Genomic DNA, 25,110 nt, shown 5'->3' with positions numbered 1-25,110 from the left:
CGAGTTATCCCTGGTTGTCGGCTGTCAGGCTGTGCTGCAACTTGAACAGCTCTGCGTCACCACGAATGCCAAGCTTTTTGAAAGCGGCCTGTTTTTGCCCACTGATGGTTTTGCGACTGCGCGAGAACTTCAAGGCGATCTGAGTCACGCCCATACCCTCGAGACAGCAGCGCAAGACTTCTTTTTCTTTCGGTGAGAGCAAAGGATTACTGAGGAAATCGTCGCTGTGCGCCGCGCCGTCATCACTGACGCCCGACGGTTCTTCGACCGACGCAGGCAGCACGTCAAGCTCGAAGGCCATTGCCGGCGACAGGTACAACTGCCCGGACGCGGCACTGCGGATGGCAGTGATCAGGTCATCGACCGACTGGGATTTGCCAAAGAATCCGCTGACGCCCGCCCCGATCGCCATGTTCACCACTGCCGGGCGCTCTTCAGAGGACGAAACGAGAATGCGCATGTCCGGATATTGCTTGCGCAGCAGGCGGATCAGATTGAGCCCGTCCAGCTCTCCATCGTGCAGCTTGTAGTCGAGGATCAGCAGGTCGATGTCGACCTCGCGCAACCCGGCGAGCAACTGCGCACTGCTGCCGTACACGCCCACCACACTGAACTCGGCTTCACGCGTCAGCCGTGATTTCATCGCCAGACGTATGAGCGAATGATCATCAAGGATGGCAACGCGTAACGGATTCACGACTGACCAATGCATGAACAGCTCCATGATGAGGAGGGTTGGAGGACCATCAGCACTTGGCAACCGCAGCAAATCCCGGGCATCACCGAAGCATTCAGGTGCATCTGATTGATTTCTCGGCACATGATGAGTGTTTTAAAGGCGTGACGAAATAGGGCTTTGTCCCAAAAGTCAGAATGCCCGCTCACATCAGCGGTCGGATGTGCCTATTGCGCGGCGCCAGGATGACTTCTGACCCTCGAAACGCCAGTCGACCAAATGCGCCCAATTCATCGGGCGAGCATAGAAGAAGCCCTGCCCCCACTGACAACCAAGCCGCGCCAGATGATGAACCTGGTCGGCGGTTTCAATGCCTTCTGCGACCACGCGCATGTCCAGCTCGCGTGCCAGAGCCAAGGCCCCGTGGATTACCGCGCTGTACCGAGCCTGATGGAAATTCTGCACGAAGCCGGCGTCAAGTTTGATTTCGTTGAACGGCATCTGGCACAGCCGCTCAAGTGAAGAATAGCCGACACCGAAATCATCGATCGCCAGACTGAAGCCGAGCATGCGCAGACGCACCATGTTTTCCATGCTGATCTCGGGCATCTGCAGCAGGCCGGTTTCCGTGAGCTCGAAAATGAGCCCGGCTGGCGAGGCGCCGTGGATGCGCAACAGCGCCTTGATCCGGTCGACAAGATTCGGGTTGGCCATCTGCGTCACGTCGAGATTGAACGCCAGCTTGAATGGCTTGCCGTGAGACTGGACGAAGCGCTGCAGACTCAAGCCTTGCGTGAGCAGGCTGAAAAACATTTCATCGAGCAGACCGCAACGCTCGATCGTCGGCAAGAACATGCCAGGCGAAAGCAAGCCGCGACTGGGGCTCTGCCATCGCACCAGCACCTCGGCGCCATCCACCTCACCACTGCGCAGATGAAACTTGGGCTGGAAGTAGGCGCGAAATTCCTGACGACGTATAGCTTCGAGCACTTCGTTCTCCGAAGGCTGATCGAGATGACTTTCCACCACTTTGGCATCGCCGGGAGTGTGCGGCCGATAACGAGCCAACAATGGCCCCAGCACATCGACCATCAGCGGCTTGCCGACACTGCCAAGCAATTCCAGCCCCTGCAACGTGACAATCCGGTCAACCGTGCGCAACAAGTCTTCAGGCAGTGAACTGCAGATGATCACTGCACGAATCAAACCGGCCTCTCTCGCCAGGCGCAAGAACGTCAAACCATCCATCCCGGCCATGCTCAAATCACACAACGCAACGTCCACGCCCCCTGCCTGGGAGATCACAGCCAGCGCATCCTTGCCGTCAGCCGCCTGAAAGATATTTTTGTACCCCAGACTATTAAGCGCACTGACCGCTGCCGTGCGCTGGAAGGCGTGATCTTCCAATACCAATATACGAAGCGTGTTCACTAACCGAGAACCTCTTTCTATCAGCCATTAATAGTGGAAAGTCTGGATCAACTATCAAGCAGGACGCTCGCTCACAAACTTTGCATTGACTGAGAATTTCTGCATCAGCGAATAGTAACCAGCGCGCGGCTGCGCAACCTTGAGAATTGTCTCAATTGGTTCTCCACAATAATTAACAAGAAAATAGAGTTACGCGTTTAGCGATATTGCTGTCGTGATCGAACTTGCGTCGCTTTAAGACAAATCTCAAAGACCTGCAACGGGCATCGACCTAACATGGCCTGGCATTTCAATGCAGCACTTTCACAATAACTTCGGATATAAACATGAAAAAGTTCGCTTTCGCACTACTCACTCTTTCCGTACTGGCTGCCTCTACCGGCGCACACGCTGCGGATGAAGCCGCCAAAGCTGTAAAGGGCGGCAGCGGCCAAATCAGCTTCACCGGCGTTATCAATAACGACGCTTGCTCGGTAGATGGCGCTTCGGGCAGCGACAAGATGATTGCCGTGGACATGGGCAGCGTTTCGATCAAGGACATGGGCACCGACTCTGCCCCGGGCGCCGGTCGTGTGGCTGCCAACGATTTCAACCTGAAAGTGAACTGCAACGCCGGCACCAAGGTTTCGATGCTGTTCAAACCAACCGTCAATGGCGGTTCGGGCCTGGTTGATGGCAAGAAAGTTCTCAAGCTGCAGGGTGCAGACGCGGCCAAAGGCGTTGGTATCGCCCTGCTGGACAGCAATGGCCAGTTGATCGACCTGAGCTCCGAAGCCACTGCCAAAGTGCAGACCAACCTGACTGGCGACGCAACCACTGGCGGCGACGGCACCCTGTCGTTCGCAGCCGCTTACGTCACCACCGGCGACAAGACCACCGCTACTGCAGGTACTGGTAACGCCACTCTGCCGTTCGTTCTCGAATACGAATAAGCAGCGCGCAATACTTGGACGGGGCCGCTGTGCCTCGTCCTTCCCGAACAGATTAATCGGTGAAATCTATGTTAAGTCGCTACTTTCCGCTTTGCCTGGGGCTTGCCGGGGTGTTGATGACGCACTCGGCATTCGCCAGCATCTCCTTGAGCTCCACCCGGATTATCTTCGATGGCGCGCACAAAGAGGCGAATGTCACCGTGCGCAACGGCGGACAAACCATTCTGGCGCAATCGTGGCTGGATGCCGGCGACACGGCTGGCAGCGCGCCACCTTTCGCGGTAACCCCACCACTGGCCAAACTCGAGCCCAATCAACAGCAACTGTTGAGGATTCTTTATGAAGGCCGCGGCATGCCTGCGGACAAGGAGTCGGTGGTATGGCTGAACGTGCAGGAAATCCCCCAGGCCAGTGCTGCCGATGTCAACACGCTGCAATTGGCGGTACGTCAGCGTATCAAGGTCTTCTTCCGCCCGGACGGACTCACCGGCGAAGCCGCAAAGGCGCCGGAGCAACTTGCATGGCAGCTGGTTACACAGGCTGGCAAGTCGATGCTGCAAGTAAAAAACCAGAGCAATTACCACGTATCGCTGGCCGATCTGAAAATCGCTGCCGGAAAAAAGGCGGAACTGGTAATTGATTCGACAATGATCGTTCCCGGCGAAGTCCGTTCGTTCAATCTGAAAGAGCTGCCAGCTGGTTCTTCGCGCTTGAGTTTTTCAGCCATTAACGATTACGGCGCACAACAACGATTTGATGCACCACTGAGCGCTACCGAAAGTCATGCCGAGCGCGTGAAAGATGCCTCCGCCCAGTAAATCCCCCACCCCACCCTGCCAACTTACAAGCTATTCAAAAGTTCCGGACTCCGGTTGAAGCAACACGGACTGATAAGGCAAATTGCATGTTTTCCTCCCAACACCACACATCTCCAAGTTGTGTTAAGTCTCATGTTGCGCGTCAGAAAAACAAAGCGGCGTTGGGCTGCCTGCATCCATTGTGCTTTGCCGTCAACATGGCCATTTGTGGATTCGCCGTGGGCGCCGAAGCCCCGGCCGCAGTGGCGAGTGAATCTTTCAACACGCTGTTCCTTGAAGGCTCATCGGCGGTCGATCTGCAACCCTTGCTGAATGCCAACAGCGTATTGCCAGGCCAATACCGCGTCGACGTGTTCAGCAACGGCACGCTGGTCGGTCGTCGCGACATCGATTTCTCGGCCAACCCGGTCAATGGCAAAGTGGAGCCACGCATCACTCTGGAACTGTTGCAGCAGCTGGGTGTGGACATGCGCAAACTGCATGAGCAAGGTCTGGTTGACGAGCAACACCCTGCCGATCACTACGACCTGCCTGCGATGATCGAGCAAGCGAGTCTCAGTTTCGATGCCAACCGCCTGCGCCTCAACATCAGCGTGCCGCAGGTCGCCATGGCGCGTGGCATGCGCGGCTATGTAGATCCAGAGCTGTGGGACCAAGGTGTCGCCGCCGGTTTCATCAACTACCAGTTGAGCAGCACCCGCAGCAAAACCGATTACGCCATGCAAATCTCCAATAACCTGGGGCTGCGCAACGGCATCAACTTTGGTGCCTGGCGTCTGCGCAACGAATCCAACCTGAGCAGCTCCACCGGCCGGCCCAATCGCTTTGTCAGCAACCGCACGTTCATCCAGCGCGACCTCACGGCGATCAAAGGGCAACTGAGCGCGGGTGAAATCTTTTCCGATTCGGATCTGTTCGACAGCGTGCGCTACCAAGGCGTCAAGATCGCTTCTGATGAAGGCATGCGTGCAGACAGTGAGCGCGGTTATGCACCGATCATTCGTGGCGTGGCGGAAACCAATGCGAAGATCGAAGTCCGCCAGGACAACTACATTCTCTACACCACCAATGTACCGCCGGGTCCGTTCGAGATCAGTGATATCTACCCATCGGGCTCCAACGGTGACCTGGAGATCACCATTGTCGAAGCGGATGGTCGGCGCAAGGTAACCCGGCAGGCGTTCTCCGCCCTGCCGACGATGGTGCGTGAGGGGCAACTGAAGTACAGCCTGTCGAGCGGCAAGTTCAACAACAACAGCGAGGGCTATGACAAACCGGCTTTCCTTGGGGGCACTTTCGCCTACGGCTTGACCAGCAATCTGACGGGCATTGCCGGCATTCAGGCGAGCAACGGCTTCAAGGCGCTGTCCATCGGTGCGGCGAAGAACACCTCGATTGGCGCGATGTCCCTGGACCTTACGCAATCGTCCAGCAAGGCATTCGGCAAAACCACCCAGGGCAGCAGTGTTCGCGCGCTTTATGCAAAGACCTTCACCGGTACCGATACCAGCTTCACCCTCGCCGCCTATCGTTATTCGACCGAGGGTTACCGCACGCTGACCGACCATGTGCAGGACACCAGCGCCGGCGCTACGCGGCGCGCGGGCAATGCCAAAACCCGTACCGACCTCACGGTCAACCAGACCCTTGGCGAAGCGCGCCAGTTCGGCTCGCTTTATTTGAATGCCAGTGACCAGCGCTATTGGGATCGCGGTGGCTCGCGCAGCTTTTCCGCCGGCTACAACAACAATTGGCGCGACCTGAACTACAACATCAGCCTGAGCAAAACCCAGGAATTCGGCGCACGCGGTGACACCAGCAACGATACGCAACTAAGCGTTTCAATATCGTTCCCGCTCGGATCGACACCACGCGCACCGCGTGCCTACGTTTCCAGTAACCATCAGAACGCCGGTACCAGCACGCAAGCCGGGATCAATGGTTATCTGACCGAGGACAGCGACACCTACTATTCCGTGCAGACCGGGCGCAGCGTCCAGGGCGAGCGCTCTGGCTCGCTCAGTCTGAGTACCCGTACGTCGATGGGCGATCTGGGCTTTGGCTACAACCGAGGCAGCGGCTATGAATCGCAGAACCTGAGTGCGGCCGGATCGATCGTGGCTCATGCCGGCGGCATCAATATGGGCCAGACCGTCGGTGAAACGTTCGGCCTGGTGGAAGTCCCCGGCATGTCGGGCGTCGAAGTCAGCAGCTATTCGGGTGTGAAAACCGGCCTGAACGGCTATGCGGTGCTGCCTAACGCGCAACCGTACCGCGTGAACTGGGTAACGCTGGACACGCGTAACCTGGGCGGCGAGATCGAGCTGGACAACGCCACTCAGCAACTGGTGCCAAGACGCGGTTCGGTGGTTCTCGCACGCTTCGAAGGCAGCAAAGGCAGACGCGTCCAGTTTGAGTTGTACGATGCCAACGGCCAGGCTATTCCATTCGGCGCAGTACTACTCGATAGCGAAGGCAAACAACTGGCCCTCTCAGACCCGACGGGCAAAGCCCTGGCGCTGGTGACTGAAGATCACGGTGTCATCACCATCAAGTGGCAGGGCAAAAGCTGCCCCGTGCCGTACAAGCTGCCGGAAAAGGTCGAAGGCTTGAACTACGAGCAATACCGGTTGGCTTGCTCTACCAACGGGAAGTAACTCCATAGCCGGCTTCAAGACTGCCTGGTTGGCTGAGGCAAGGATCACTTCCTGACTATATTGCTCGGTGCCTTGGCGGTATGGTGGTTTGCCGTCCGCCGAGAAATCCCGAATGCCGAAGAAACCACCAGCCAGTAACAACACCGCCAGTGCAGCCGACATCGAACGCGCCATTCTGGCCTTGAACAAAATGGCCGAACGCCTGTGGGGCGACGGGCGTGAAGCCGAGGCCAAGGCGTTGCTCGATGCGCTGGATGCGTTGAACCGCGCCCTCGACCGGATCCGCATTGGTGAAAGTCGCAGGGCCGTCACCTTGCACTGAATCAGACCTGATAAAACTCGCGATACCACTGCACGAACGCTTGCACGCCCTGCTCGATCGGCGCCTGCGGGCTGAAGTCGATGCAGCGTGCCAGCGCCGACACGTCGGCCCAGGTCTTCAGCACGTCGCCCTCCTGCATCGGCAGATACCGGCGCTGCGCCTTCATACCCAGTGCCTGCTCCAGGCATTCGACAAAGCTCATCAGCGCTACTGGACTGCCGCGACCGATATTGAGCAGGCGATTGGTGCCGCGCTCGGCGCTGAGTGCGGGCGGTTTGTCGAGCAAGCGCAAAATCGCTTCGACGATGTCGTCGACATAGGTGAAATCACGCGCCATCTCGCCCTGGTTGTAGAGGTCGATGGCGCGCCCGTGCAGCATGGCTTCGGTGAATTTGAACAACGCCATGTCCGGTCGACCCCACGGGCCGTACACGGTAAAGAAGCGCAGGCCGGTGGCTTGCAAACCGTAGAGATGGCAGTAACTGTGCGCGAGCAGTTCGTTGGCGCGTTTGCTCGCGGCGTATAACGAAACCGGCTGGTCGACCGGGTCATCTTCAGCAAACGGCATCTTGGTATTGGCGCCGTACACCGAACTGCTCGAGGCGTAGATCAAGTGCTCTGGATGGTAACGACGGCACGCTTCCAAAACGTTGAGAAACCCGACCAGATTCGATTGCGCATAAACATCAGGATTGTCCAGCGAGTATCGCACTCCAGCCTGCGCGGCCAAGTGAATGACCTGTTTGAAGTGGCCGTGCGCGAACAACGCGGTCAACGCAGCCTGGTTGACAATGTCCAGCCGATGGAAAGTGAAGTTGGCCAGCGTTTGCAATCTCTGTACACGCGCCTGTTTAAGTTCGACGTCGTAGTAAGTGTTGAGATTGTCGACACCAACAACCTGAAAACCTTCGCAACATAAACGCATGACCGTGTGGTAACCGATAAAGCCTGCTGCGCCCGTTACCAGAACACTCATGATCACCTCGGCTCACCGGTTTTACTTCAGGGGGATACACACCGTCGAACATTTGCCCGTAAAAGACGGAAACTATTCATAGACGAGCTTAGTTGCCAGGGCCAGCAGCATCCGACGCAAGGTGTTTAACAAACCAACTTCTTACGAACCGAAAGATGTACAGTTGAAACTAATTTGCTATCACCCGCTTCATCTAGCTGGCACGACTTCAATAACTTATAAAAGTTTAAAAAATCCGACGAACAGAATTTGCCCTTGTGAATCAATGACCTACAAAACATGGCCATCATCAGCGGATGAAAGGTAATGTTTTTGACTGTTATCAATTGACAGCTAGCGCAGACTGGCCGATAACTTAGCACTGCCCGATGAGCTCGCGCCGACGCGCACTTTTCTGCTTTCTGGCTACTTATGTAATTGGATCCTGAAGGTCGCAACTGCGAACCGTGCGGTAGCTTTGCTCAAACAAAAGCACGGACTCGTTATAGCCAAGACGGCCACGGATATAACAATAACCGAACCCGATTGATTCATTTTTGAAACACTTCTTCTGCCAATAAACATTGATGCATCTGGCTCGGCACCTTGCCTTGATCAGCCTACTACCTACTAGCAAGCATGACGGCTCGTCCCACGCTATCGGCCGCCCTGCTTAAACGATCGCTATGTATGGAGTACTCCAGCATGCTAACGGTTTGCCGCAACGGTTCTAACTGGTATTTATTGCAGTGCAAGCCCCGCCAGGATGAACGGGCACAACTCAATCTGCAGCAACAGAACTATTCGACCTTTCGGCCGCAGCTGATGAGCGAGCGCAGTATTCGTGGCAAACGCCAACGAACACTGGAATCGCTGTTTCCCGGCTACGTGTTCATTCAACTGAGCCGCGACGACAACTGGGCACCGATTCGCTCGACCCGCGGTGTCAGCCGCATCGTCGAATTCAACCATGTGCCCGCCCGCGTCGACGAAGACGTGATTGCACAACTGCGCGAACGCAGCCAGGAGTCGCTCGGTTTTCCTGCCGAGCCGACGCTCAAGCCCGGCGAACCTTTGCAAATCGTCCAGGGCCCACTGTCGCCGCTTGAAGGCGTGTTCCTGTCCATGCAGGGCGATGAGCGCGTGATGATCCTGCTCAATTTCCTCAACCGCCAACAGCACGTCAGCGTCCCGCTGAGTTACCTCGAACGCCAGCGACAATAGTCCGGATCCGCTTCGCCCTGACCCCGACCCCCTTCATCAGGAGCGTGATCAATGGCTCTGAGGCCTCGCTGTTCCCTGATTTTAGCCGTCGCCTGCTGCGCACCCGAAGCCTGGAGCGTCGAGCCGCAAGCGATCAATGTCTACGGCTTCGATTTCACCCCCACCTTTGCTTTGTCGGAAAGCTACGACGACAACTTTCGTGAAGTCGAACACGATGTCGAATCGACCATGGTCACCCGCCTGGCGCCCGCCTTCGAGCTAAAGGCCGAGGATCGCAACAGCGCCACGCGAGTGATCTGGGAACCAACCCGCTACATCTATCACAGCGCTTCGGATGCTTCGAACACCGCCCAGCGCCTGCGTGCCGACAGCATCATGGAGTTCACTGATCGGCATCGACTGAAACTGGAAGCCGAGGCGCGCAAATACGAGCGCACCACCTCGACCGCCGTCGACGGCATCAACGACAAGATCGAGAGCCAACGCGTCGGCGGCGTCTACACCTTTGGCGCGCGCAGTGCGCTGAACCAGATCGACCTCGGCGCCAGTTACGCAAGGCTGCGCTATGACAACGCCGACGGCATCAATGATGACAAGGAACGCGACACCAGCAACCTGACCAGCACCTGGTATCACCGCCTCGGCAGCAAGACCCGCAGCCTGCTCGAATATGACCACACCCGCTTCGATTACCTGCAATCGAACAGCCCGCGCAGCAGCCGCTCCGACGCAGTGCTGGCCGGTGCCGAATGGGACATGACGGCGAAAACCACCGGCAAGCTGCGCGTCGGCTACGAGCGCAAGAACTTCGATCAGAGCGGTTCCGACGACCTGAGCAACCCGACCTGGCAAGTGGATCTGGCGTGGAAACCGCGCACCTACTCGACCTTCACCTTTCTCGCGCGCCAGGCCATGGCCGAGGGCGACGACGGCTCCGACGCGGTGAAAGCCACCTTCACCCAGATCGGTTGGCGTCACGGCTGGACCGAACGCATTACCACCGTCGCCGAAGCTGGCATGGGCCATTACGTCTACGAAGGCCAGGACCGCAGCGACGATCTGCAGGATTACAAACTCGGCGTGAATTACGAAATGCGTCGCTGGCTGGACGTCGAAGTCGCCTACCGCCACCGCGACAACGACTCTGATGCCGACAACGAGAGCTTCACCCGCAATGTTTTCCAGATCACGTTTGACGTCAGTCTGTAGGAGGGTTGGCCATGCACACGCGCCTGATTCTGCTGTTGTTGCTGCTCTGGACAGTGCCCACGGTCGAGGCGGCGGACACCGACACCAATTACCGCCTGGCCGCTGGCGATGTCTTGCGCATCATCGTGTTCGGCGAGCCGGAACTGAGCTTCAAGAAGATTCGCCTGAATGATGCCGGCACGTTCTCCTACCCGTTTCTCGGCGAAATCGTCGCCAAGGGCCTGACGCCCAGTCAGGTCGAACAAAAGATCGTCGACGGCCTCAAGCAAGGCTATCTGGTCGATCCGAAAGTCAGCCTTAGCCAGATCGAATACCGCCCGTTCTATATCAACGGCGAGGTGCAGAAGCCCGGCAGCTACCCCTTTCAGCCCGGGCTGACCCTGGAAAAAGCCATTGCGCTGGGCGGCGGCCTGACCGAACGCGCCTCGATGAAACGCGTGACGATTTTGCGCGGCAGCGGTGGCCCACCGGTCACTGAAAACATCTCGCGCACCACCGTCATCGCCCCCGGCGACACCATTTCCATTGCACAAGGCTTTTTCTGATCATGGACAACAGCCCAAGCACCTACCTCGAACGTCCGCTCCAGGGCCACTTGCCAACGCAAGCCGCCGAGGAGTCGGACACCCTTGATCTGCTGCACCTGTGGCGAGTGATCTGGTCGGCGAAGTGGAACATCGCCTGGCTGGTGCTGCTCAGTTGCGCGCTGGCCGTGGTGGCGCTGTCGTTTATCACGCCACAGTACGTCGGCAGTGCGACGCTGCTGATCAAGGACAAGACGCCGCCGGTGTTGAGTTTTCAGCAAGCCGCCGAATCCGGCGGCGCCACTACCACTGATTACTTGCAGACCCAGCAAGCACTGCTGCAATCGCGGGAGCTGGCCGAGCGCGCCGTGCGCAAACTTGGCCTGACTACCAACCCGATCACCGATCCACGTCAGCAGGCGCAGAGCTGGTTCACCCCGCGCCAATGGCTGGCCGACCTCAATCGTGACCAGTGGCTGCCATGGCTGGACCTGCTGCCGCCGCCGAAGCCGCCAGCGACCGAAGAACAAGTGTTCAACGACGTCACGCAAAACCTGATGCTGCACACCAGCGTCAAGTTTGTCGGCAAAAGTCAGTTGCTGGAAATCGACGTCGAACTGCCCGACCCGACCCTCGCTGCGGCGGTGGCCAACGCCCTCGCCCAGGGCTTTATCGACAGCCAGCAGGACACCAGCCTGAAGTCTTCGCAAAACAACACCAGTTGGATGAACACCCGCCTGGTCGAACTGCGCGACAACCTTCGCATAGCCGAAAACAAGTTGCAGGCCTACCGCGAAGAACAGGGTCTGGTTGACGTCGACGGCGTCGCCACCATCAGTGCCAACGAGCTGCAAATGACCGGCAACCGCATGATCGACGCGCGCCGCGATCGCGCCGAAGCGGAGAGCCAGTTCCGTCAGGCGCAAGCCTTGAGCAACGGCGACATCAGTCGTTTGTCCAGCGTGCCGGCAGTGCTGAGCAATCCGCTGATTCAGCAATTCCAGGCTGATCTGGCCAAGGCCCAGGCCAAAGTCGAGGAGTTATCGGGCCGCTACGGGCCGAAACACCCGGCGCTGATATCCGCCCGATCCGAACAACGTACGGCGGCCAACAGCCTGCGCCTGCAAGTGCAGCAAGTGGTCGCCGGAATCGAGCGCCAGTATCAACTGGCGGTGGCCAGCGAAGACGCGCTGCGCAAATCCTTTAACAGCAACAAGGCGCAGATTCAGGACATCTCACGCAAGGAATTCCAGTTGCGCGAATTCCAGCGTGAAGTCGACAGCACCCGGGCGCTGTACGAAACCTTCGTCACCCGCCTCAAGGAAACCGCTGCCACCTCGGACATGGACTCAGCCAAGGCGCGCATTGTCGACCCGGCGATCGCGCCGCTGGAAGCGAGCAAACCGCGCAAGAATCTGATCCTCGCCATTGTCGCGCTAGTCGCAGCGGTCGTCGGCGTCGCCCTTGCATTCCTCTTCGATACCCTGAGCAACACCTTCAAGACCGACGACACCGTCGAGAGCCTGCTCAATGTGCCGCTGCTCAGCGTCGTGCCGCTGGTGATGAAAAAGAGCCGGCGGCAGTTGGCGCGGCTGTTCGAGGACAACGACCACCCGCGCTTCTGCGAAACCATCCGCAACCTGCGTACCTGGCTGATGCTGCAAAACAACGAACGCCCGGCGCAAGTGGTGCTGGTCACGTCTTCGGTGTCAGGTGAAGGCAAAAGCACCATCGCCAACAATCTCGCCTCGTCGCTGGCGCCGCTGGAACGGGTGCTGCTGATCGATGCCGACATGCGTCAGCCGACGCTGTCGCTGAACTTCGATTTCCCGCCGCAGAGCCCCGGCCTCGCCAACCTCATGGCCGGTACTGCGCGGCTGGAAGACTGCATCCGCAGCGTCGGCAATCTCGACATGCTCCCGGCCGGCTGCCTGACGCCATCGGCGCTGGATCCGTTCGACGCACCACGGCTGCAAGCCTCAAGCAGTTCGAGCAACGCCGTTGCGCCCGCGCAGGACTTGCTCAGCTCGCCGCGCCTCGGCCGGCTGTTGCAGATTCTCAAGTCGCGCTACCGGCACATCATCATCGATTCACCGCCGGCAGAAATTGTCAGTGACGCGCTGTTGCTGGCCCAGCATTCCGATGCGGTGATCTACGTGGTCAAGGCGCAGAGCACGCCGGTCGGCCAGGTGCGCAAAAGCATCGCCGTGTTGCAGCAGAGCCAGGCGCCGGTATTCGGCGTGGTGCTCAATCAGGTCGATCTGCGCAAGGCGCGCAAGTACGGCCCTGGTCATTCCCGTTCCTTCTACGACTACGACTTCGCCCCGCGCTGATCCTCCGGGCCGTGCCGCCCGGCAACAGCAAATCCTTCCCTGTTCGACGAATCGGAGATCGTGCCGATGACCTCGCAATATTCCGCGCAAATGGCACACCGTCGCGGCCTCACCTTCTGGGTGCAATGGTTGTGCGCAATGACTTTGGTCAACCTGTTGCTGATCGTGCTGGTGCACTGGCGCATCGGCGAGTTGCCCAGTGAATATCGGCTGCTGATCATCCTCACGGTGCTCGGTTCGATGCCGGTTTACGGCCTGGTGCAGGTCTACCACAAGCGCCATGGTCTGCTGGTCGGGCTCGGACGTTTGCTGGCCGGCTGGCTGATTCTGCTCGGGCTGCTGATGAGCATCGCCTTCGTCACCCAGACCAGCGCGTTGTTCTCGCGGCAAGTGGTGATTGTCTGGGCCGTGGTCGGTTTTCTCGCCCAGGCGGTGACGTTTCTGCCGCTGCACCTGTTCGTGCGTCTCTACACCAAGATGATCAGCAACGAGCGTCGCGCGGTAATCATCGGCACCTGCCCGACCGCCCATGAACTGGCGCGCAAACTGCTCGATCCGGATCGCGCGCTGCTGCTCGGTTTTGTCGCGGCGAAAGCCGACAGCGGCCCGGCGCCGAGCATCCTGCCGCTGCTCGGTGAGGTCGAGGACATCCGCGAAATCATCACCCGCCTGCAGGCGCGGCGCGTGTACATCGTGCTGCCGATGGCCGAGGCGGCAACCATCGAAGCGTTGTACATCAACCTGCTCGACATGAACGTCGACGTGGTGTGGATTCCGGATCTGGGCAGCATGGTCCTGCTCAATCATTCGATCTCCGAGATCGAGCGGATGCCGGCGATCTATCTCAACGAAAGCCTGCTCACCTCGCACCCCGGCAGCCTGTTCTGCAAGGACCTGTTCGAACGCAGCGTCGCCGCGGTAGCGCTGATTCTGCTCAGCCCGCTGCTGCTCGGCGTCGCCATCGCGGTCAAGCTGACGTCGCCGGGGCCGGTGCTGTTCAAGCAGAACCGCCATGGCTGCGACGGCGAAGTGATCCGCGTGTGGAAATTCCGCTCGATGCGCGTGCACGACGATCAGCAAGTGCGCCAGGCCACCCGCGACGACGACCGCGTCACACCACTGGGGCGCTTTCTGCGGCGCAGCTCCATCGATGAGCTGCCGCAACTGTTCAACGTGCTGTTCGGCCACATGGCGCTGGTCGGCCCGCGTCCGCACGCGGTCACGCACAACATCTATTACACCGGCAAGGTGCGCGCCTACATGGCGCGGCATCGGCTCAAGCCTGGCATCACCGGGCTGGCGCAGATCACCGGGCATCGCGGCGAAACCGAGACCGTGGAAAAGATGCAGCACCGGGTCGCCCAGGACCTCAATTACATCAATCAATGGTCGCTGTGGCTGGACATCAAGATCCTGCTGAAGACGCCCTTCACCCTGTTTTCGAAAAACATCTACTGACAGCGGCCAGCGCTCTGGCCCACCCCGCCACGCATGAGGTTTTCCCATGAATGTGAGTGTATTCGGTATCGGTTATGTCGGACTGGTCCAGGGCGCCGCGCTGGCCGAGGTCGGCCACAACGTGCTGTGTGTGGATGTCGACACGGCCAAGGTGCAGGCCTTGAATGACGGCAGCCTGCCCATCTACGAGCCGGGCCTCAAAAGCCTGGTGCGGGACAATCATCACAGCGGTCGCCTGCAATTCGGCAGTGATCTGGCCGCGGCGGTGAAACACGGCGACGTGTTGCTGATTGCCGTCGGTACGCCGCCGGACGAGGACGGCTCGGCGGATCTCAAACACGTCCTCAGCGTCGCCCGGACCATCGGCGAACATCTGCGCGGCGAGCAGATCATCGTCGACAAATCCACGGTGCCGGTGGGCACGGCGGATCGGGTGCGCGAATGCATCAATGCAATCCTCGGCGAAAGCGGCCGCGCTGCGCTGCGCTTCGACGTGGTCTCCAACCCGGAATTTCTCAAGGAAGGCTGCGCGGTCGACGACTGCATGCGCCCCGACCGGATCATCATCGGCACCGACAGCCCGCGCGCCGAAGCGCTGATGCGCGAGCTGTACGAACCGTTCAATCGCAACCGCGAAAAGATCATCGTCATGGACGTGCGCAGCGCCGAGCTGACCAAGTACGCGGCCAATTGCATGCTGGCGACGAAGATCAGTTTCATGAACGAGATGGCCGGGCTCGCCGAAAAACTCGGCGCCGACATCGAAATGGTCCGCCACGGCATCGGCTCGGATCCGCGCATCGGCTACCAGTTCATCTACCCCGGCATCGGTTATGGCGGCTCGTGTTTCCCCAAGGATGTGCGGGCGTTGATCCATGCCGCCCACGGCGTCGACATCGATGCGCGCCTGCTCCGCGCGGTGGAGTCGCGCAACAACGAGCAGAAAAGCACGTTGTTCCACAAGATCGCCGAGCACTTCAACGGAGAGCTGGAAGGCAAAACCTTCGCGCTGTGGGGACTCAGTTTCAAGCCCAACACCGACGACATGCGTGAAGCCCCCAGCCGCGTACTGATGGAAGCGTTGTGGCGTGCCGGCGCCAATGTGCAGGCGTTCGACCCGAAAGCCATGGAGCAGGCGCAGCAGCTTTACGGCCCGCGCGATGACCTCACGCTGGCGGGCACCAAAGAGGCGGCGCTGAAAAATGCCGACGCGTTGGTGATTGTCACTGAGTGGCAATCGTTTCGCGCGCCGGACTTCGAACTGCTCGCCCGTCAGTTGAAAAATCCGCTGATCTTCGACGGCCGCAACCTGTTCGATCCGCAACGCCTCAGCGCACGCGGCTTCACCTACATCAGTGTCGGCCGACCGACCTGCGCCGCCGAAGCACAGGATCTCGCGTCATGATCCGCCTCGAGCTGCTGGACCGTTATTCGCCGGCCCTGCTGGACTCCAACCGGGCGTTCTCCTTTCTCAACTTCGCCTCGATCGGCAGTTTCATTCGCCAGCCGCCGCCGTCGCTGGCGTATTTCTGTGACGGCATGCTGATGTCCGGGTTCATGTCGCGCATCACCGGGCGCGCGGTGCAGCGGGTCAGTTTCGATTTCACCTCGATTGCCGACCCGGTGTTGCGCGAGTCCGAGCAGCGCGGCAAACGCGTCTATGTGGTGGGCGCGCGGCAAGCGGAGCTTGATCGTTTCGTTGACAAGCTCGGCACGCAGTACCCGCGCCTGCAACTGGTCGGCGCGCGCAACGGTTACTTCGACGCCGAACAAGGTGCGGCAATTCAAGCTGACATCCGCCGACAGCGCACCAACCTGCTGCTGGTCGGCCTCGGCGCCGGTCTGCAGGAGCGCTTTGTCCTCGATGCGCTGCGCGGTGGCTTCAGCGGCGTGGCGTTCACCTGCGGCGGTTTCATTCGTCAGGAGGCCAATGCCAGCGAGCGTTACTACCCCGATGCGATCAATCGCCTGCACCTGCGCGCCTTTTACCGGATGTACCGCGAGCCGCACACGATCAAGCGTTACCTGCTCGACTACCCGAGCAATGCCCTGCGCCTGACCGAACTGATTCTGCGCCAGCAAGTGGCAATCAATGTCACTGCCCCATGAGGATTGTGCCGATGCATATTCTGTTCACGCTCAAGGATTACCAGACTGGCGGCGGCGTCGAGTGCGTGCAGCAACGCCTCGCCGAGCAGTTTCTGGCGGACGGTCGACGGGTGAGTTTTTTCGTCATGAACGGCGACTCGCCCAACGTCGACGGCGCGCCGAGCCTGGCCGGTGGTGGCAGCGGGCTGGCGGGCTGGCTGAAGTCGATCGTGCTGCTGCGCCGGCTGATTCGCCGTGAGGGCGTGACGCATCTGATCGGCGCCAAGGAGCAGGCCAATCTGTGCACCTGGTTTGCCACGCTGGGCAGTCCCTGCAAAGTCATTTACACCCGCCATGCCGCACTGGATTGCGCCGAGCAGAACACCGGGCGCGCCAGCCTGCGTCTGTTGTACGCCTTGTACCTGTGCGGCAGCGGCAAGGTGGTCGCGGTGTCCCACGGTTTGCGCCAGTCACTTGCCGGGTTGATGCCGTGGGGGCGACCGCGCATCCGTTATTGCCCGAACGCAGTGATCAGCGAACAACTGATGCACGCGGCACAAGCGCCGCTGCCCGGTGGCGTGCCCCATCATTACTGGCTGGGCATCGGCCGACTGGTGCAAACCAAGGGCTTTGATCTGCTGCTCGCAGCCTATGCGCTGGCGGCGCAACAACGCCCGCTGCCGTATCTGGTAATTGCCGGCGACGGCCCGTTGCGCGAAGAGCTAGAGGCGCAGGCGCAACGGCTGGGCATCGAACGTCTGGTGCATTTCACCGGGCATCTGCGCAATCCCTATCCGTTGATCCGCCATGCGCAGCTGTTGGTGCTCAGCTCATTGCACGAAGGCTTGCCGACGGTACTGGTCGAGGCGCTGGCGTTGGGCACGGCAGTGATTTCCACTGATTGCGGCAGCGGACCGCGCGAGTTGCTCGATGATGGACGCCTCGGCCGTTTGGTCAGCGTGAATGATGTTCCGGCACTGGCCGAGGCGATGCTCGACAGTCTGGCCAACCGCGAACCTGCCTCCCCGGCGCGCCGTTCAGTCAGCGAAGCGATCCTGCCCTATACCAGCCAATACGCCGCCCAGGCCTATTACCAGGTGTGGAACCGATGAAAAAGCTGCTGATCATCCTCCAGGACCTCGGCGCCGGTGGCGCGGAGAAAATGATGGTGCGCCTCGCCGGTGCCTTGGTTGAGGCCGGCAACGAAGTGACGCTGCTGATGCTCACCGGTGCCGGCATCAATCAACCGGCGCTCGACCCACGGGTCAGGCAAGTGCTGCTCGACAGCCCGCGCAGCGCCGCTGCCGTGCCCGCTTTGATGCGCTTTTTGCGCAGCAACCGCTACGACGCGCAACTGGCGGTGCTCACTCACGTCAACGTCGTGGCGATTGCCGCCGCCGCACTGTCCGGTACCCTGGCGCGCCTGCATGTCAGCGAGCGCAATGCCTTTTCGCGAGACAAGCACGTCAACCCGGCCCTGTCGGTGAAGCTCGCCTACTGGCTGGCGCCGTGGCTGTACCGGCTGATTCCAAACCCGGTGATCTGCGTGTCGCGAGGTGTCGCCGAGGATCTGGTCGACACCACCATCGCCCGACCGCGCGACGTGACCACCGCCGACAACCCAGTGCTCGACAACGATTTTCGCGACAAACCAGCCGCCGCGCCCAGCCATCCCTGGCTGAAGGACAAAACCACCCCGGTGATCGTCGCCGTGGGTCGCCTGGCGCAGCAAAAGGGCTTCGACACTCTGATCGACGCCTTCGCCCGCCTGCCACAAGGCGATGCGCGGCTGATCATCTTCGGCGAAGGCGCCTTGCGCGGCGAACTGCTTGCCCAAGCGACAGCGCTCGGCGTTGCAGGGCGTTGCGATCTGCCTGGGTACGCCAGCGACCCCATCGCCGAAATCGCTCGGGCCGATTGTTTTGTCTTGTCGTCGCGTTTCGAAGGCAGCCCCAACGCCCTGGTCGAAGCCCTGTCGACCGGCACGCCGGTAGTGGCGACACGCTGCCCGTATGGCCCGCAGGAAATTCTCGCCGATGGCGCCGTCGCGCCCTTGGTCGAGGTCGACGACCCCGCCGCGCTCGCCGCCGCGATCAGCCAACAATTGGCCACGCCGCGAGCCGTGCATCGCCAGCGGCGCATCGAGGCGGCCTCGCGCTTTGTCAATGCTCGCGCGGTGCAGACCTACCTCAAGGCGTTACTCGGGAGGCGCTGAGATGAACCGTCTGCAAGTGCGTTATTCGACGCTGGCCGACGCCTTCACCCTGTTCGGCGTGCTGTTTTATACCCAGGTGATCGGCTTCTTTTTGCGCTTGGGCAACGTCAGTACGCTGGACGATGCCCAGCAGGACCTGGAAGGCAATCTGGCCAATCAGGTCTGTGGCTTGCTGACCTTGCTGGTGCCGCTGTTTTTCTTCATCCGGCACAAGGTGTTCCTCAGCAAGAGCTTCTACCGGCAGAACCTGTTTCTGCTGCTGTTTCTCGGCTGCGTGGCGGCCTCGATCAGTTGGTCGAGCGAGCCGATGCTCAGCTTTAAGCGTTTCGTCGCGCTGCTCAGCGTGGTGTTCTTCGCCGGTTTCATTGCCTGGCGCTACAGCCTGGAACGCATCGCTTTTCTGTTCGGCTGTGTGATCGGCGCGGCGGCGTTGGTCGGGTTGATCTTCGCCCTGATTCGCCCGGACATCGCCTTCATTTCCGGGGGCATTCGCGATGGTGCGTTTCGCGGGGTGTTTGCAGAAAAGAATGCCGGCGCACGCCTTAACGCCATTGCGATCCTGTTGCTGCTGCCGATGATCCGCCAGCGCAACCCAATGGCCATGCTCTACGGCCTGTTCGCGCTGATCGCCATCGGCCTGGCGCAGTCGGCCACGGCGATTGCCTTGATCGTCGCCGGAACCGCCAGTTACGCGTACTTCATCACCCTGATCCGCTTGCGCATCAACCGCTCACTGTTGGCGTTCATGGCGGCGACGCTGGTGTTCTTCCTCCTGTGTGGCGTGCTCTACGCCAACTACGCCATGCTGCTGGAACTGGTGGGCCGTGACCCGTCGCTGACCGACCGCACGCTGATCTGGGAGCTGTTGCAGCCGCTGATCGATGCGCAATTTCTCAAGGGCTACGGCTTCGGCGCGTTCTGGGCCAGTGCCGATGCCGATGCGTTCATTACGCGCTGGGGCTACATCGGCAATGCGCACAGCGGCTACGTCGAAACCCTGCTCAATGGCGGCTTGATTCAGTTGATCGCGCTACTGCTGATGTCTGCCCAGACCCTGAGCAAGCGCTACCGGGCAATCACCGCCGATCAGTCGGCGCGTTATCAGGCCTGTGCGCTGGTGGTCATCGGCCTGTTTGTGGTGACCAATTACGTCGCCTACGTGATCCCCAACTATCGCTCGGGCGAGTTTCTGATTTTCTGCGTGCTCAGCCTGACCTTCCGCCATCACCTCGTCACCCGTACCCAGCCGCTTCCAGTCGTTAAACCTCGGCCTATGCGCACCACTTTCCGGGAGCAACGCCCATGCTGAATGATCCCTCGGCCGTCACCGTGTGTGTGGTGATTCCGCTGTACAACGCCGCCGCCAGCATTCAGCGCACACTGGATTCGGTGTCTGCACAGACTCGCCTGCCGGACAAAGTCATTGTCGTCGATGACGGCTCCAGCGATGCCGGACCAGAGATCGTCAAGCACTACGCCGCGCCCTTCCCCATCGTGCTGTTGCCGCAGCCCAATCAAGGCCCGGCGAGTGCGCGCAATCGCGGCGTGTTCAGTGCCGAAGAAACCTTTATCGCCTTCCTCGATGCCGATGACCGCTGGCATCCGGAGAAACTGCAAAGGCAATTGGCGCTGCATGCCGATTTGACGCAGCAGGGACGCAAGGTCGGTTTGATCGATTGCTTTCAGATGAGTGAATTCAGTGACGGCAAACGCCAGTTGGAGGACCGCTGCAAACACGGCGAGCACTTTGCCGATTTCATGCGCGAGAACATCATCAACGGCACCTCCGGCGTGCTCGCCGTGCGCGAGATCATCGTCGCCATTGGCGGCTTCGATCAGAGCCTGCGCTTTGCCGAGGATCGCCTGCTGTGGACGCGCATCGCCGAAATCAGCGAGATCCACAGCGTGCCGCAGATCCTGCACTGGCGCGCCGTCAACGCCGCCAACATCACTGCGCAACCGCACAAGTATTACCCGCACAAACTGCGCTTCATCCAGCTGTACCTGGCGCGTTACGGCACCCGGCTGAACAAACAGCAGCGGATCTACTTCGTCCTCGCCAACCACGCCGAATTTCTCAATGCGTTTTCCCGGCGCGGCGATCATCGACGGGTTATCGAGGTGTTCCGGCAGATGCTCGGGCATTCGTGGCAGACGCTGTTTTTCTTTCAGGGCAAACCGACCCTGCGCTACCTCTACGCCTGCTTGAAAAGCCTGGGCAATAGCCGCTGAATTTCAGGGATCGCGCCATGGCCAACCGTCGCCTGATGACCCTCGTATGGATTTTCACCGAGAAGTTCGGCCTGATTTTCCTGTCGATGATCACCTTTGTCGTCTACGCGCATTTGCTGACGCCAACGGAGCTGGGCATCGGCACGCTGATCATCGCCGTGGTCGAAGTGATCGGCATTCTGTTCTCGTCGATGCTCGAAGACCCGCTGGTGCGCCTGCAACGTGTCGAGGACAAACACATCAGCAGCGTGTTCTGGTCTGCCGTGCTGGTCAGTCTGCTGTCGATTGCGTTGATTTCACTGGCGGTGGTGCTGTATACGCCGTCCACCGCGCTGCGCTGGATGACTGCCGTGGCGTCGGTGAAAATCCTCTTCACCCTGATGGCGCGAGTGTACGTGGCGCAGATGCGCCGGTCCGGCAATTTCAAGCTGCTGGCCTCGCGCACGCTGCTCGGCAAAGTCGCTGGCGGGGTTGGCGGCGTGGCCGTGGCGTTGCTGGGTTTCGGCCCGTGGGCGGTGGTCGCTCAGGCGTTGATCATGGACGGCATCTCCACACTGGTACTGATGCGCAGCGAGCGTCGGCGCATTCCCTTTCTTATCGACCGTCAGGTGCTGGGCGAACTGCTGCGCGCCGGCCTCCCGGTCTGCGTCAACGTGATGAGTTCGCAAACCCTGCAACGTGGCGTCAATCTGATTCTCGGCCTGACTGCCGGGGCGCATGCGGTGGGCATGTTCAACCTCGCCATGCGCATCATCGACTTGCCCCGCTCGGCGATCTACAACGGCTTGATGAGCTACGCCCTGCCGGTGTTCGCTCGGCGTAGTGCCGAACCGGCGCGGCTGATCGGGGTGATTGGCGATTCCACGGCGATCAGCGGCTTCGTGCTGACACCGCTGTTCTTCGGCATCGCCCTGACCGCCGAAGACATCATCCTGCTGATCTTCGGTGCGAAATGGGCCGAAGCGATTCCCTTGCTGCAAGTGCTGGCCTGCACGGCAGCGCTGGGCAATCTGGCGCTGTACGCGACCACCGCGCTGGTGGCGGTCAATCGCACGCACTTGACCCTCAAGGCGGAAGTCGCCACCACCCTGCTCGCGCTGGCGCTGGTCTATCAGCTCGGCGCGAGCTACGGCGGCATGGCGGCGGCGCTGGCATTGCTGCTGCGCATGCTGCTGATCACGCCGCTGCAGGTGCGCGGCCTGCACGCTGCCATCGGCTATCAATGGCGCTGCTTCTTTCAGTCCAGCTACCGCAGCCTGTTCGCCTCGCTGGTGATGGTCGCCGTGGTGACGTGGACGTCGCGGCAGGCCGGCCTGTCCGGCTACGCCCACCTGGCCGGTGACATCGCCATCGGCGCGCTGACCTACGCCCTGGCCTACAGCCTGCTGCACCCGCGCTGGCCGCAAGAATTCAAGTTGGTGTTCACCGCCCGCTGAGCCGGATTTCCTCGCAATGGAGCACGTCGTCATGCGCAAAACCACGTTGATCACGGGCGGTGCCGGCTACATCGGTTCGCACACGGCACTGCAATTGATCGAGTCTGGACACTCGGTTCTGATCCTCGACAATCTGTGCAACAGCAGCCGCGAAGCAGTCGCACGGCTGGAGCTGTTGAGTCACTCGAACATCGATTTCATCGAGGGCGATATCCGCGACGCGGCGCTGCTGGACGAGATTTTCAGCACCTACGCGATTGATGCAGTGCTGCATTTCGCCGGCCTCAAAGCCGTTGCGCAGAGCGTGCGCCGGCCGCTGGATTACTACGCCAACAATGTCGTTGGCACCCTGAGCCTGTGTCAGGCGATGGCCCGCGCCCACGTGTTCAATCTGGTGTTCAGTTCCTCGGCCACCGTCTATGGCGAGCCGAGCGTGATGCCGATCGTGGAATCGCACGGCACCGGCAAACCGGCCAATCCGTACGGGCGCTCGAAGCTGGTCATCGAAGAACTGCTCAGCGACCTCGCCCTCGCCGATTCGCGCTGGAACATCGCTGTGCTGCGCTACTTCAATCCGATCGGCGCACACGAGAGCGGGCTGATCGGCGAAGCGCCCAACGGTCGGCCGAACAACCTGCTGCCGTGCCTGAGCGAAGTCGCCAGCGGCCAGCGCGCTGCGTTGACCGTCTATGGCAACGACTATCCGACCGTCGATGGCACCTGCGTTCGCGATTACATCCATGTGCTGGATCTGGCTGAAGGTCATCTCAAGGCGCTGCATGTTTTGCAGGGCGATGAACATGGCCTGCACGTGTGGAATCTCGGCACCGGCAGCGGCTATAGCGTGTTGCAGATCATCAGCGCCTTCGAGGACGTCACCGGCCTGCGCATTCCCTACCGCTTCGCCCCGCGCCGCGCCGGTGATGTCGCCGAGTGCCGGGCGGATGCGAGCAAGGCCGGGCGCGAGCTGGGCTGGCGAGCAAAGCGCGAGCTGACGCAAATGCTCGTCGACAGCTGGCGCTGGCAGACCCACAACCCCTGGGGCTATCGCCCGCAACCGACGCCGTTGCTGGCGGTAGGCACGTAGTAACGGCGCAATCCAAGTTAGGGACGACTCATGAACAGATCACGCTGCTTGCTGTTGGTTTTGCTGCTGCTGAGCGCTGGCGCCAACGCCAACATTCCAGGACCGGTCACTGAAGGACTGGTGCTGTGGCTCGACGGCAATGATCGCGCCTCGATGACTCTGGAGGGGCAAAATCAGGTCGTGCGCTGGCTGGATAAATCCGGCAAGGGCAACGACGTCACCGTCGACAACCGCGCGGCGACGACTTTACCGACGCACGTCGATAACGCCCTCAACGGCCACGGTGTGGTGCGTTTCAGCGGCACGGCGGCGTTCATGGGTCAGGCGATTCGCACCAGCAAGGGGCCGGTGACAGTCTTCGTCGTCTCGAGGCGCTTGCCCGAGCAGGCCGGCGGCAAGGCCTGGCAGCGCCTGTTCAGCTCGCGGCCGCAACTGGCGGATAACGATAACGTCGCGCCGAATTTCGGCATCAGCGTGCAGCAGACCAGCGCGTACGAGCCGGCACTGGCATTGCTGGAAACCAGTGACGTGCCGATCGGCCCGTTCGCGGTGGCGCGCAACGTGGTGGGCACCTCGGAAATCCTGCGTGGCGACATCGCCGAAGTGCTGGTGTATGACCGCCCATTCAGCAACCAGGACGAACGTCGCAATGTGTTCGATTATCTGGCGCAGAAATGGGCGGTCAGCGTTCCTCAACAGGCTGATGCCTGGACCCGCGTCGGCCCGCTAGGCCCGACTCCGACACCCGTTACGCCCGATCTGCCGTTATCGGATCAGGCCAATGCCGGCGGCTGGAAGCTCGATACGCGCCTGTCCGATGAGTTCAACGGCAGCGCTCTCGATGCCGAACGCTGGCACGTCAACAACGCCACCGGCACCGATTCCCTCGGGCGCAAACCGGCGCTGTTTCTGCCGGAGAACGCCAAGGTCGGCAGCGGCAACCTGAACATCACCTTCCGCAAGCAGACCCTCCCGGAAAAATACGTAGCGCTAGGCTACAAGGATTACAGCTCGGCGATGGTCCGCACCAACGAACGGGGGCTTTACGGCTATTACGAAGCGCGGGCGAAACCGATGAATTCCGCCGGCTCCAGTGCCTTCTGGCTGGCCTGGACCGGGCTGCCGGACAATGCCACGGAAATCGACATTTTTGAAATCGGTGGCAAGACCCGCAACGAAGCGTTTGATCGTCGCTACAACATGAATGCGCATGTCTGGGCCAGACCGCAGAATGATCAACACCTGAGTTCCGGCAGTACCTGGATCGCACCGTGGCGGCTGGCGAATACTTTTCATGTTTACGGCTTTGACTGGCAACCCGAAACCTTGCGCTGGTACGTCGACGGCGTATTGGTCCGGGAAGCGAAGAACAACTATTGGCATTTCCCGATGCAGATCGTCTTCGACAGCGAAGCGATGTGGGACTGGTTCGGCGTGGTCGACGATGCTGACCTGCCGTCGGTGTTTCGCATCGACTACGTCAGGGTCTGGACGCGCTCAGCGCAATAGCAGC

Annotated in this window: 21 protein-coding genes; 18 read left to right on the top strand and 3 right to left on the bottom strand. The window is 60.4% G+C overall.

Annotated features, from left to right (window positions below; all coding sequences use genetic code 11):
• Positions 1 to 4: 4 nt before the first annotated feature.
• Together ACZ0AZ_RS21840 and ACZ0AZ_RS21835 are read right to left on the bottom strand one after the other, a co-directional pair.
• Positions 5 to 712: a response regulator transcription factor gene (locus tag ACZ0AZ_RS21840; RefSeq protein ID WP_110599491.1), complete on the bottom strand. Its 708-nt coding sequence runs from the start codon at positions 710 to 712 to the stop codon at positions 5 to 7.
• Between the two features lie 174 nt (positions 713 to 886).
• On the bottom strand, positions 887 to 2,107 hold the full coding sequence (locus ACZ0AZ_RS21835; RefSeq protein WP_129998637.1) for an EAL domain-containing response regulator: 1,221 nt from the start codon (positions 2,105 to 2,107) through the stop codon (positions 887 to 889).
• Between the two features lie 326 nt (positions 2,108 to 2,433).
• Here ACZ0AZ_RS21835 and ACZ0AZ_RS21830 point away from each other — a divergent pair, with 326 nt between their 5' ends.
• The 4 genes from ACZ0AZ_RS21830 to ACZ0AZ_RS21815 all read left to right on the top strand — a co-directional run bounded on the left by ACZ0AZ_RS21830 (position 2,434) and on the right by ACZ0AZ_RS21815 (position 6,836).
• Positions 2,434 to 3,039, top strand: coding sequence for a fimbrial protein (locus ACZ0AZ_RS21830; RefSeq protein WP_463538117.1), 606 nt, complete (start codon positions 2,434 to 2,436; stop codon positions 3,037 to 3,039).
• A gap of 68 nt (positions 3,040 to 3,107) precedes the next feature.
• Positions 3,108 to 3,857 (top strand): fimbrial biogenesis chaperone, encoded by a 750-nt coding sequence (locus ACZ0AZ_RS21825; protein ID WP_463538801.1) that lies wholly within the window; start codon positions 3,108 to 3,110, stop codon positions 3,855 to 3,857.
• Between the two features lie 197 nt (positions 3,858 to 4,054).
• Positions 4,055 to 6,514 (top strand): fimbria/pilus outer membrane usher protein, encoded by a 2,460-nt coding sequence (locus tag ACZ0AZ_RS21820; protein ID WP_463538800.1) that lies wholly within the window; start codon positions 4,055 to 4,057, stop codon positions 6,512 to 6,514.
• A gap of 112 nt (positions 6,515 to 6,626) precedes the next feature.
• A complete protein-coding gene (locus ACZ0AZ_RS21815; protein WP_039760340.1) occupies positions 6,627 to 6,836 on the top strand; it encodes a hypothetical protein in 210 nt (69 codons plus the stop codon).
• 1 nt (position 6,837) lies between these two features.
• Here ACZ0AZ_RS21815 and ACZ0AZ_RS21810 read toward each other — a convergent pair whose 3' ends face one another.
• Positions 6,838 to 7,812, bottom strand: coding sequence for an NAD-dependent epimerase/dehydratase family protein (locus ACZ0AZ_RS21810; RefSeq protein WP_463538116.1), 975 nt, complete (start codon positions 7,810 to 7,812; stop codon positions 6,838 to 6,840).
• Positions 7,813 to 8,496: 684 nt separating this feature from the next.
• On the opposite strand from ACZ0AZ_RS21810, the gene rfaH reads away from it, so the two are divergent.
• From rfaH to ACZ0AZ_RS21740, 14 genes are all read left to right on the top strand, one after another.
• Positions 8,497 to 9,015, top strand: a complete 519-nt coding sequence (gene rfaH, locus ACZ0AZ_RS21805) for a transcription/translation regulatory transformer protein RfaH (protein WP_039760334.1) — start codon at positions 8,497 to 8,499, stop codon at positions 9,013 to 9,015.
• A gap of 51 nt (positions 9,016 to 9,066) precedes the next feature.
• A complete protein-coding gene (locus ACZ0AZ_RS21800) occupies positions 9,067 to 10,224 on the top strand; it encodes an outer membrane beta-barrel protein (protein WP_129998631.1) in 1,158 nt (385 codons plus the stop codon).
• Between the two features lie 11 nt (positions 10,225 to 10,235).
• Positions 10,236 to 10,769, top strand: coding sequence for a polysaccharide biosynthesis/export family protein (locus ACZ0AZ_RS21795; RefSeq protein WP_129998630.1), 534 nt, complete (start codon positions 10,236 to 10,238; stop codon positions 10,767 to 10,769).
• A 2-nt stretch (positions 10,770 to 10,771) separates the two neighbouring features.
• Positions 10,772 to 13,081 (top strand): GumC family protein, encoded by a 2,310-nt coding sequence (locus ACZ0AZ_RS21790; protein ID WP_463538115.1) that lies wholly within the window; start codon positions 10,772 to 10,774, stop codon positions 13,079 to 13,081.
• 66 nt (positions 13,082 to 13,147) lie between these two features.
• Complete coding sequence (locus tag ACZ0AZ_RS21785; RefSeq protein WP_463538114.1) at positions 13,148 to 14,539, top strand: undecaprenyl-phosphate glucose phosphotransferase; 1,392 nt, start codon at positions 13,148 to 13,150, stop codon at positions 14,537 to 14,539.
• Positions 14,540 to 14,585: 46 nt separating this feature from the next.
• Positions 14,586 to 15,944, top strand: coding sequence for a UDP-glucose dehydrogenase family protein (locus ACZ0AZ_RS21780; RefSeq protein ID WP_463538113.1), 1,359 nt, complete (start codon positions 14,586 to 14,588; stop codon positions 15,942 to 15,944).
• Entirely contained in the window at positions 15,941 to 16,648 is a 708-nt protein-coding gene (locus ACZ0AZ_RS21775; RefSeq protein WP_217878068.1) for a WecB/TagA/CpsF family glycosyltransferase, read from the top strand. Before ACZ0AZ_RS21780 ends, ACZ0AZ_RS21775 begins: the two co-directional genes overlap by 4 nt.
• Positions 16,649 to 16,659: 11 nt before the next feature.
• Positions 16,660 to 17,739: a glycosyltransferase gene (locus tag ACZ0AZ_RS21770; RefSeq protein ID WP_463538112.1), complete on the top strand. Its 1,080-nt coding sequence runs from the start codon at positions 16,660 to 16,662 to the stop codon at positions 17,737 to 17,739.
• Entirely contained in the window at positions 17,736 to 18,842 is a 1,107-nt protein-coding gene (locus ACZ0AZ_RS21765; protein ID WP_463538111.1) for a glycosyltransferase, read from the top strand. The genes ACZ0AZ_RS21770 and ACZ0AZ_RS21765 overlap by 4 nt, the downstream gene beginning before the upstream one ends.
• A gap of 1 nt (position 18,843) precedes the next feature.
• A complete protein-coding gene (locus tag ACZ0AZ_RS21760; RefSeq protein ID WP_463538110.1) occupies positions 18,844 to 20,151 on the top strand; it encodes an O-antigen ligase family protein in 1,308 nt (435 codons plus the stop codon).
• The gene (locus tag ACZ0AZ_RS21755) at positions 20,145 to 21,074 is read left to right on the top strand and encodes a glycosyltransferase family 2 protein (protein ID WP_129998624.1); all 930 of its coding nucleotides are present in this window, start codon (positions 20,145 to 20,147) and stop codon (positions 21,072 to 21,074) included. The genes ACZ0AZ_RS21760 and ACZ0AZ_RS21755 overlap by 7 nt, the downstream gene beginning before the upstream one ends.
• Before the next feature lie 17 nt (positions 21,075 to 21,091).
• Positions 21,092 to 22,510 carry an oligosaccharide flippase family protein gene (locus tag ACZ0AZ_RS21750; protein WP_310404895.1) on the top strand — a complete coding sequence of 473 codons (1,419 nt, stop codon included), beginning with the start codon at positions 21,092 to 21,094 and terminating at the stop codon, positions 22,508 to 22,510.
• 31 nt (positions 22,511 to 22,541) lie between these two features.
• Complete coding sequence (gene galE, locus ACZ0AZ_RS21745) at positions 22,542 to 23,597, top strand: UDP-glucose 4-epimerase GalE (protein ID WP_463538109.1); 1,056 nt, start codon at positions 22,542 to 22,544, stop codon at positions 23,595 to 23,597.
• 30 nt (positions 23,598 to 23,627) lie between these two features.
• Positions 23,628 to 25,106: a family 16 glycosylhydrolase gene (locus ACZ0AZ_RS21740; protein WP_129998621.1), complete on the top strand. Its 1,479-nt coding sequence runs from the start codon at positions 23,628 to 23,630 to the stop codon at positions 25,104 to 25,106.
• Positions 25,107 to 25,110 lie beyond the last annotated feature (4 nt).

This window comes from Pseudomonas sp. AC239 (assembly GCF_979258545.1).
This window is presented reverse-complemented; position numbering and strand designations above follow the sequence as displayed.

Excerpts from the sequence above, each read along its gene's own strand:
- rfaH (WP_039760334.1), top strand. The coding sequence starts at position 8,497 with ATGCTAACGGTTTGCCGCAACGGTTCTAACTGGTATTTATTGCAGTGC.
- galE (WP_463538109.1), top strand. The coding sequence starts at position 22,542 with ATGCGCAAAACCACGTTGATCACGGGCGGTGCCGGCTACATCGGTTCG.
- ACZ0AZ_RS21815 (WP_039760340.1), top strand. The coding sequence starts at position 6,627 with ATGCCGAAGAAACCACCAGCCAGTAACAACACCGCCAGTGCAGCCGAC.
- ACZ0AZ_RS21810 (WP_463538116.1), bottom strand. The coding sequence starts at position 7,812 with ATGAGTGTTCTGGTAACGGGCGCAGCAGGCTTTATCGGTTACCACACG.
- ACZ0AZ_RS21770 (WP_463538112.1), top strand. The coding sequence starts at position 16,660 with ATGCATATTCTGTTCACGCTCAAGGATTACCAGACTGGCGGCGGCGTC.
- ACZ0AZ_RS21765 (WP_463538111.1), top strand. The coding sequence starts at position 17,736 with ATGAAAAAGCTGCTGATCATCCTCCAGGACCTCGGCGCCGGTGGCGCG.
- ACZ0AZ_RS21740 (WP_129998621.1), top strand. The coding sequence starts at position 23,628 with ATGAACAGATCACGCTGCTTGCTGTTGGTTTTGCTGCTGCTGAGCGCT.
- ACZ0AZ_RS21790 (WP_463538115.1), top strand. The coding sequence starts at position 10,772 with ATGGACAACAGCCCAAGCACCTACCTCGAACGTCCGCTCCAGGGCCAC.
- ACZ0AZ_RS21825 (WP_463538801.1), top strand. The coding sequence starts at position 3,108 with ATGTTAAGTCGCTACTTTCCGCTTTGCCTGGGGCTTGCCGGGGTGTTG.
- ACZ0AZ_RS21795 (WP_129998630.1), top strand. The coding sequence starts at position 10,236 with ATGCACACGCGCCTGATTCTGCTGTTGTTGCTGCTCTGGACAGTGCCC.
- ACZ0AZ_RS21830 (WP_463538117.1), top strand. The coding sequence starts at position 2,434 with ATGAAAAAGTTCGCTTTCGCACTACTCACTCTTTCCGTACTGGCTGCC.
- ACZ0AZ_RS21800 (WP_129998631.1), top strand. The coding sequence starts at position 9,067 with ATGGCTCTGAGGCCTCGCTGTTCCCTGATTTTAGCCGTCGCCTGCTGC.
- ACZ0AZ_RS21750 (WP_310404895.1), top strand. The coding sequence starts at position 21,092 with ATGGCCAACCGTCGCCTGATGACCCTCGTATGGATTTTCACCGAGAAG.
- ACZ0AZ_RS21780 (WP_463538113.1), top strand. The coding sequence starts at position 14,586 with ATGAATGTGAGTGTATTCGGTATCGGTTATGTCGGACTGGTCCAGGGC.
- ACZ0AZ_RS21785 (WP_463538114.1), top strand. The coding sequence starts at position 13,148 with ATGACCTCGCAATATTCCGCGCAAATGGCACACCGTCGCGGCCTCACC.
- ACZ0AZ_RS21775 (WP_217878068.1), top strand. The coding sequence starts at position 15,941 with ATGATCCGCCTCGAGCTGCTGGACCGTTATTCGCCGGCCCTGCTGGAC.
- ACZ0AZ_RS21760 (WP_463538110.1), top strand. The coding sequence starts at position 18,844 with ATGAACCGTCTGCAAGTGCGTTATTCGACGCTGGCCGACGCCTTCACC.
- ACZ0AZ_RS21840 (WP_110599491.1), bottom strand. The coding sequence starts at position 712 with ATGCATTGGTCAGTCGTGAATCCGTTACGCGTTGCCATCCTTGATGAT.
- ACZ0AZ_RS21755 (WP_129998624.1), top strand. The coding sequence starts at position 20,145 with ATGCTGAATGATCCCTCGGCCGTCACCGTGTGTGTGGTGATTCCGCTG.
- ACZ0AZ_RS21820 (WP_463538800.1), top strand. The coding sequence starts at position 4,055 with ATGGCCATTTGTGGATTCGCCGTGGGCGCCGAAGCCCCGGCCGCAGTG.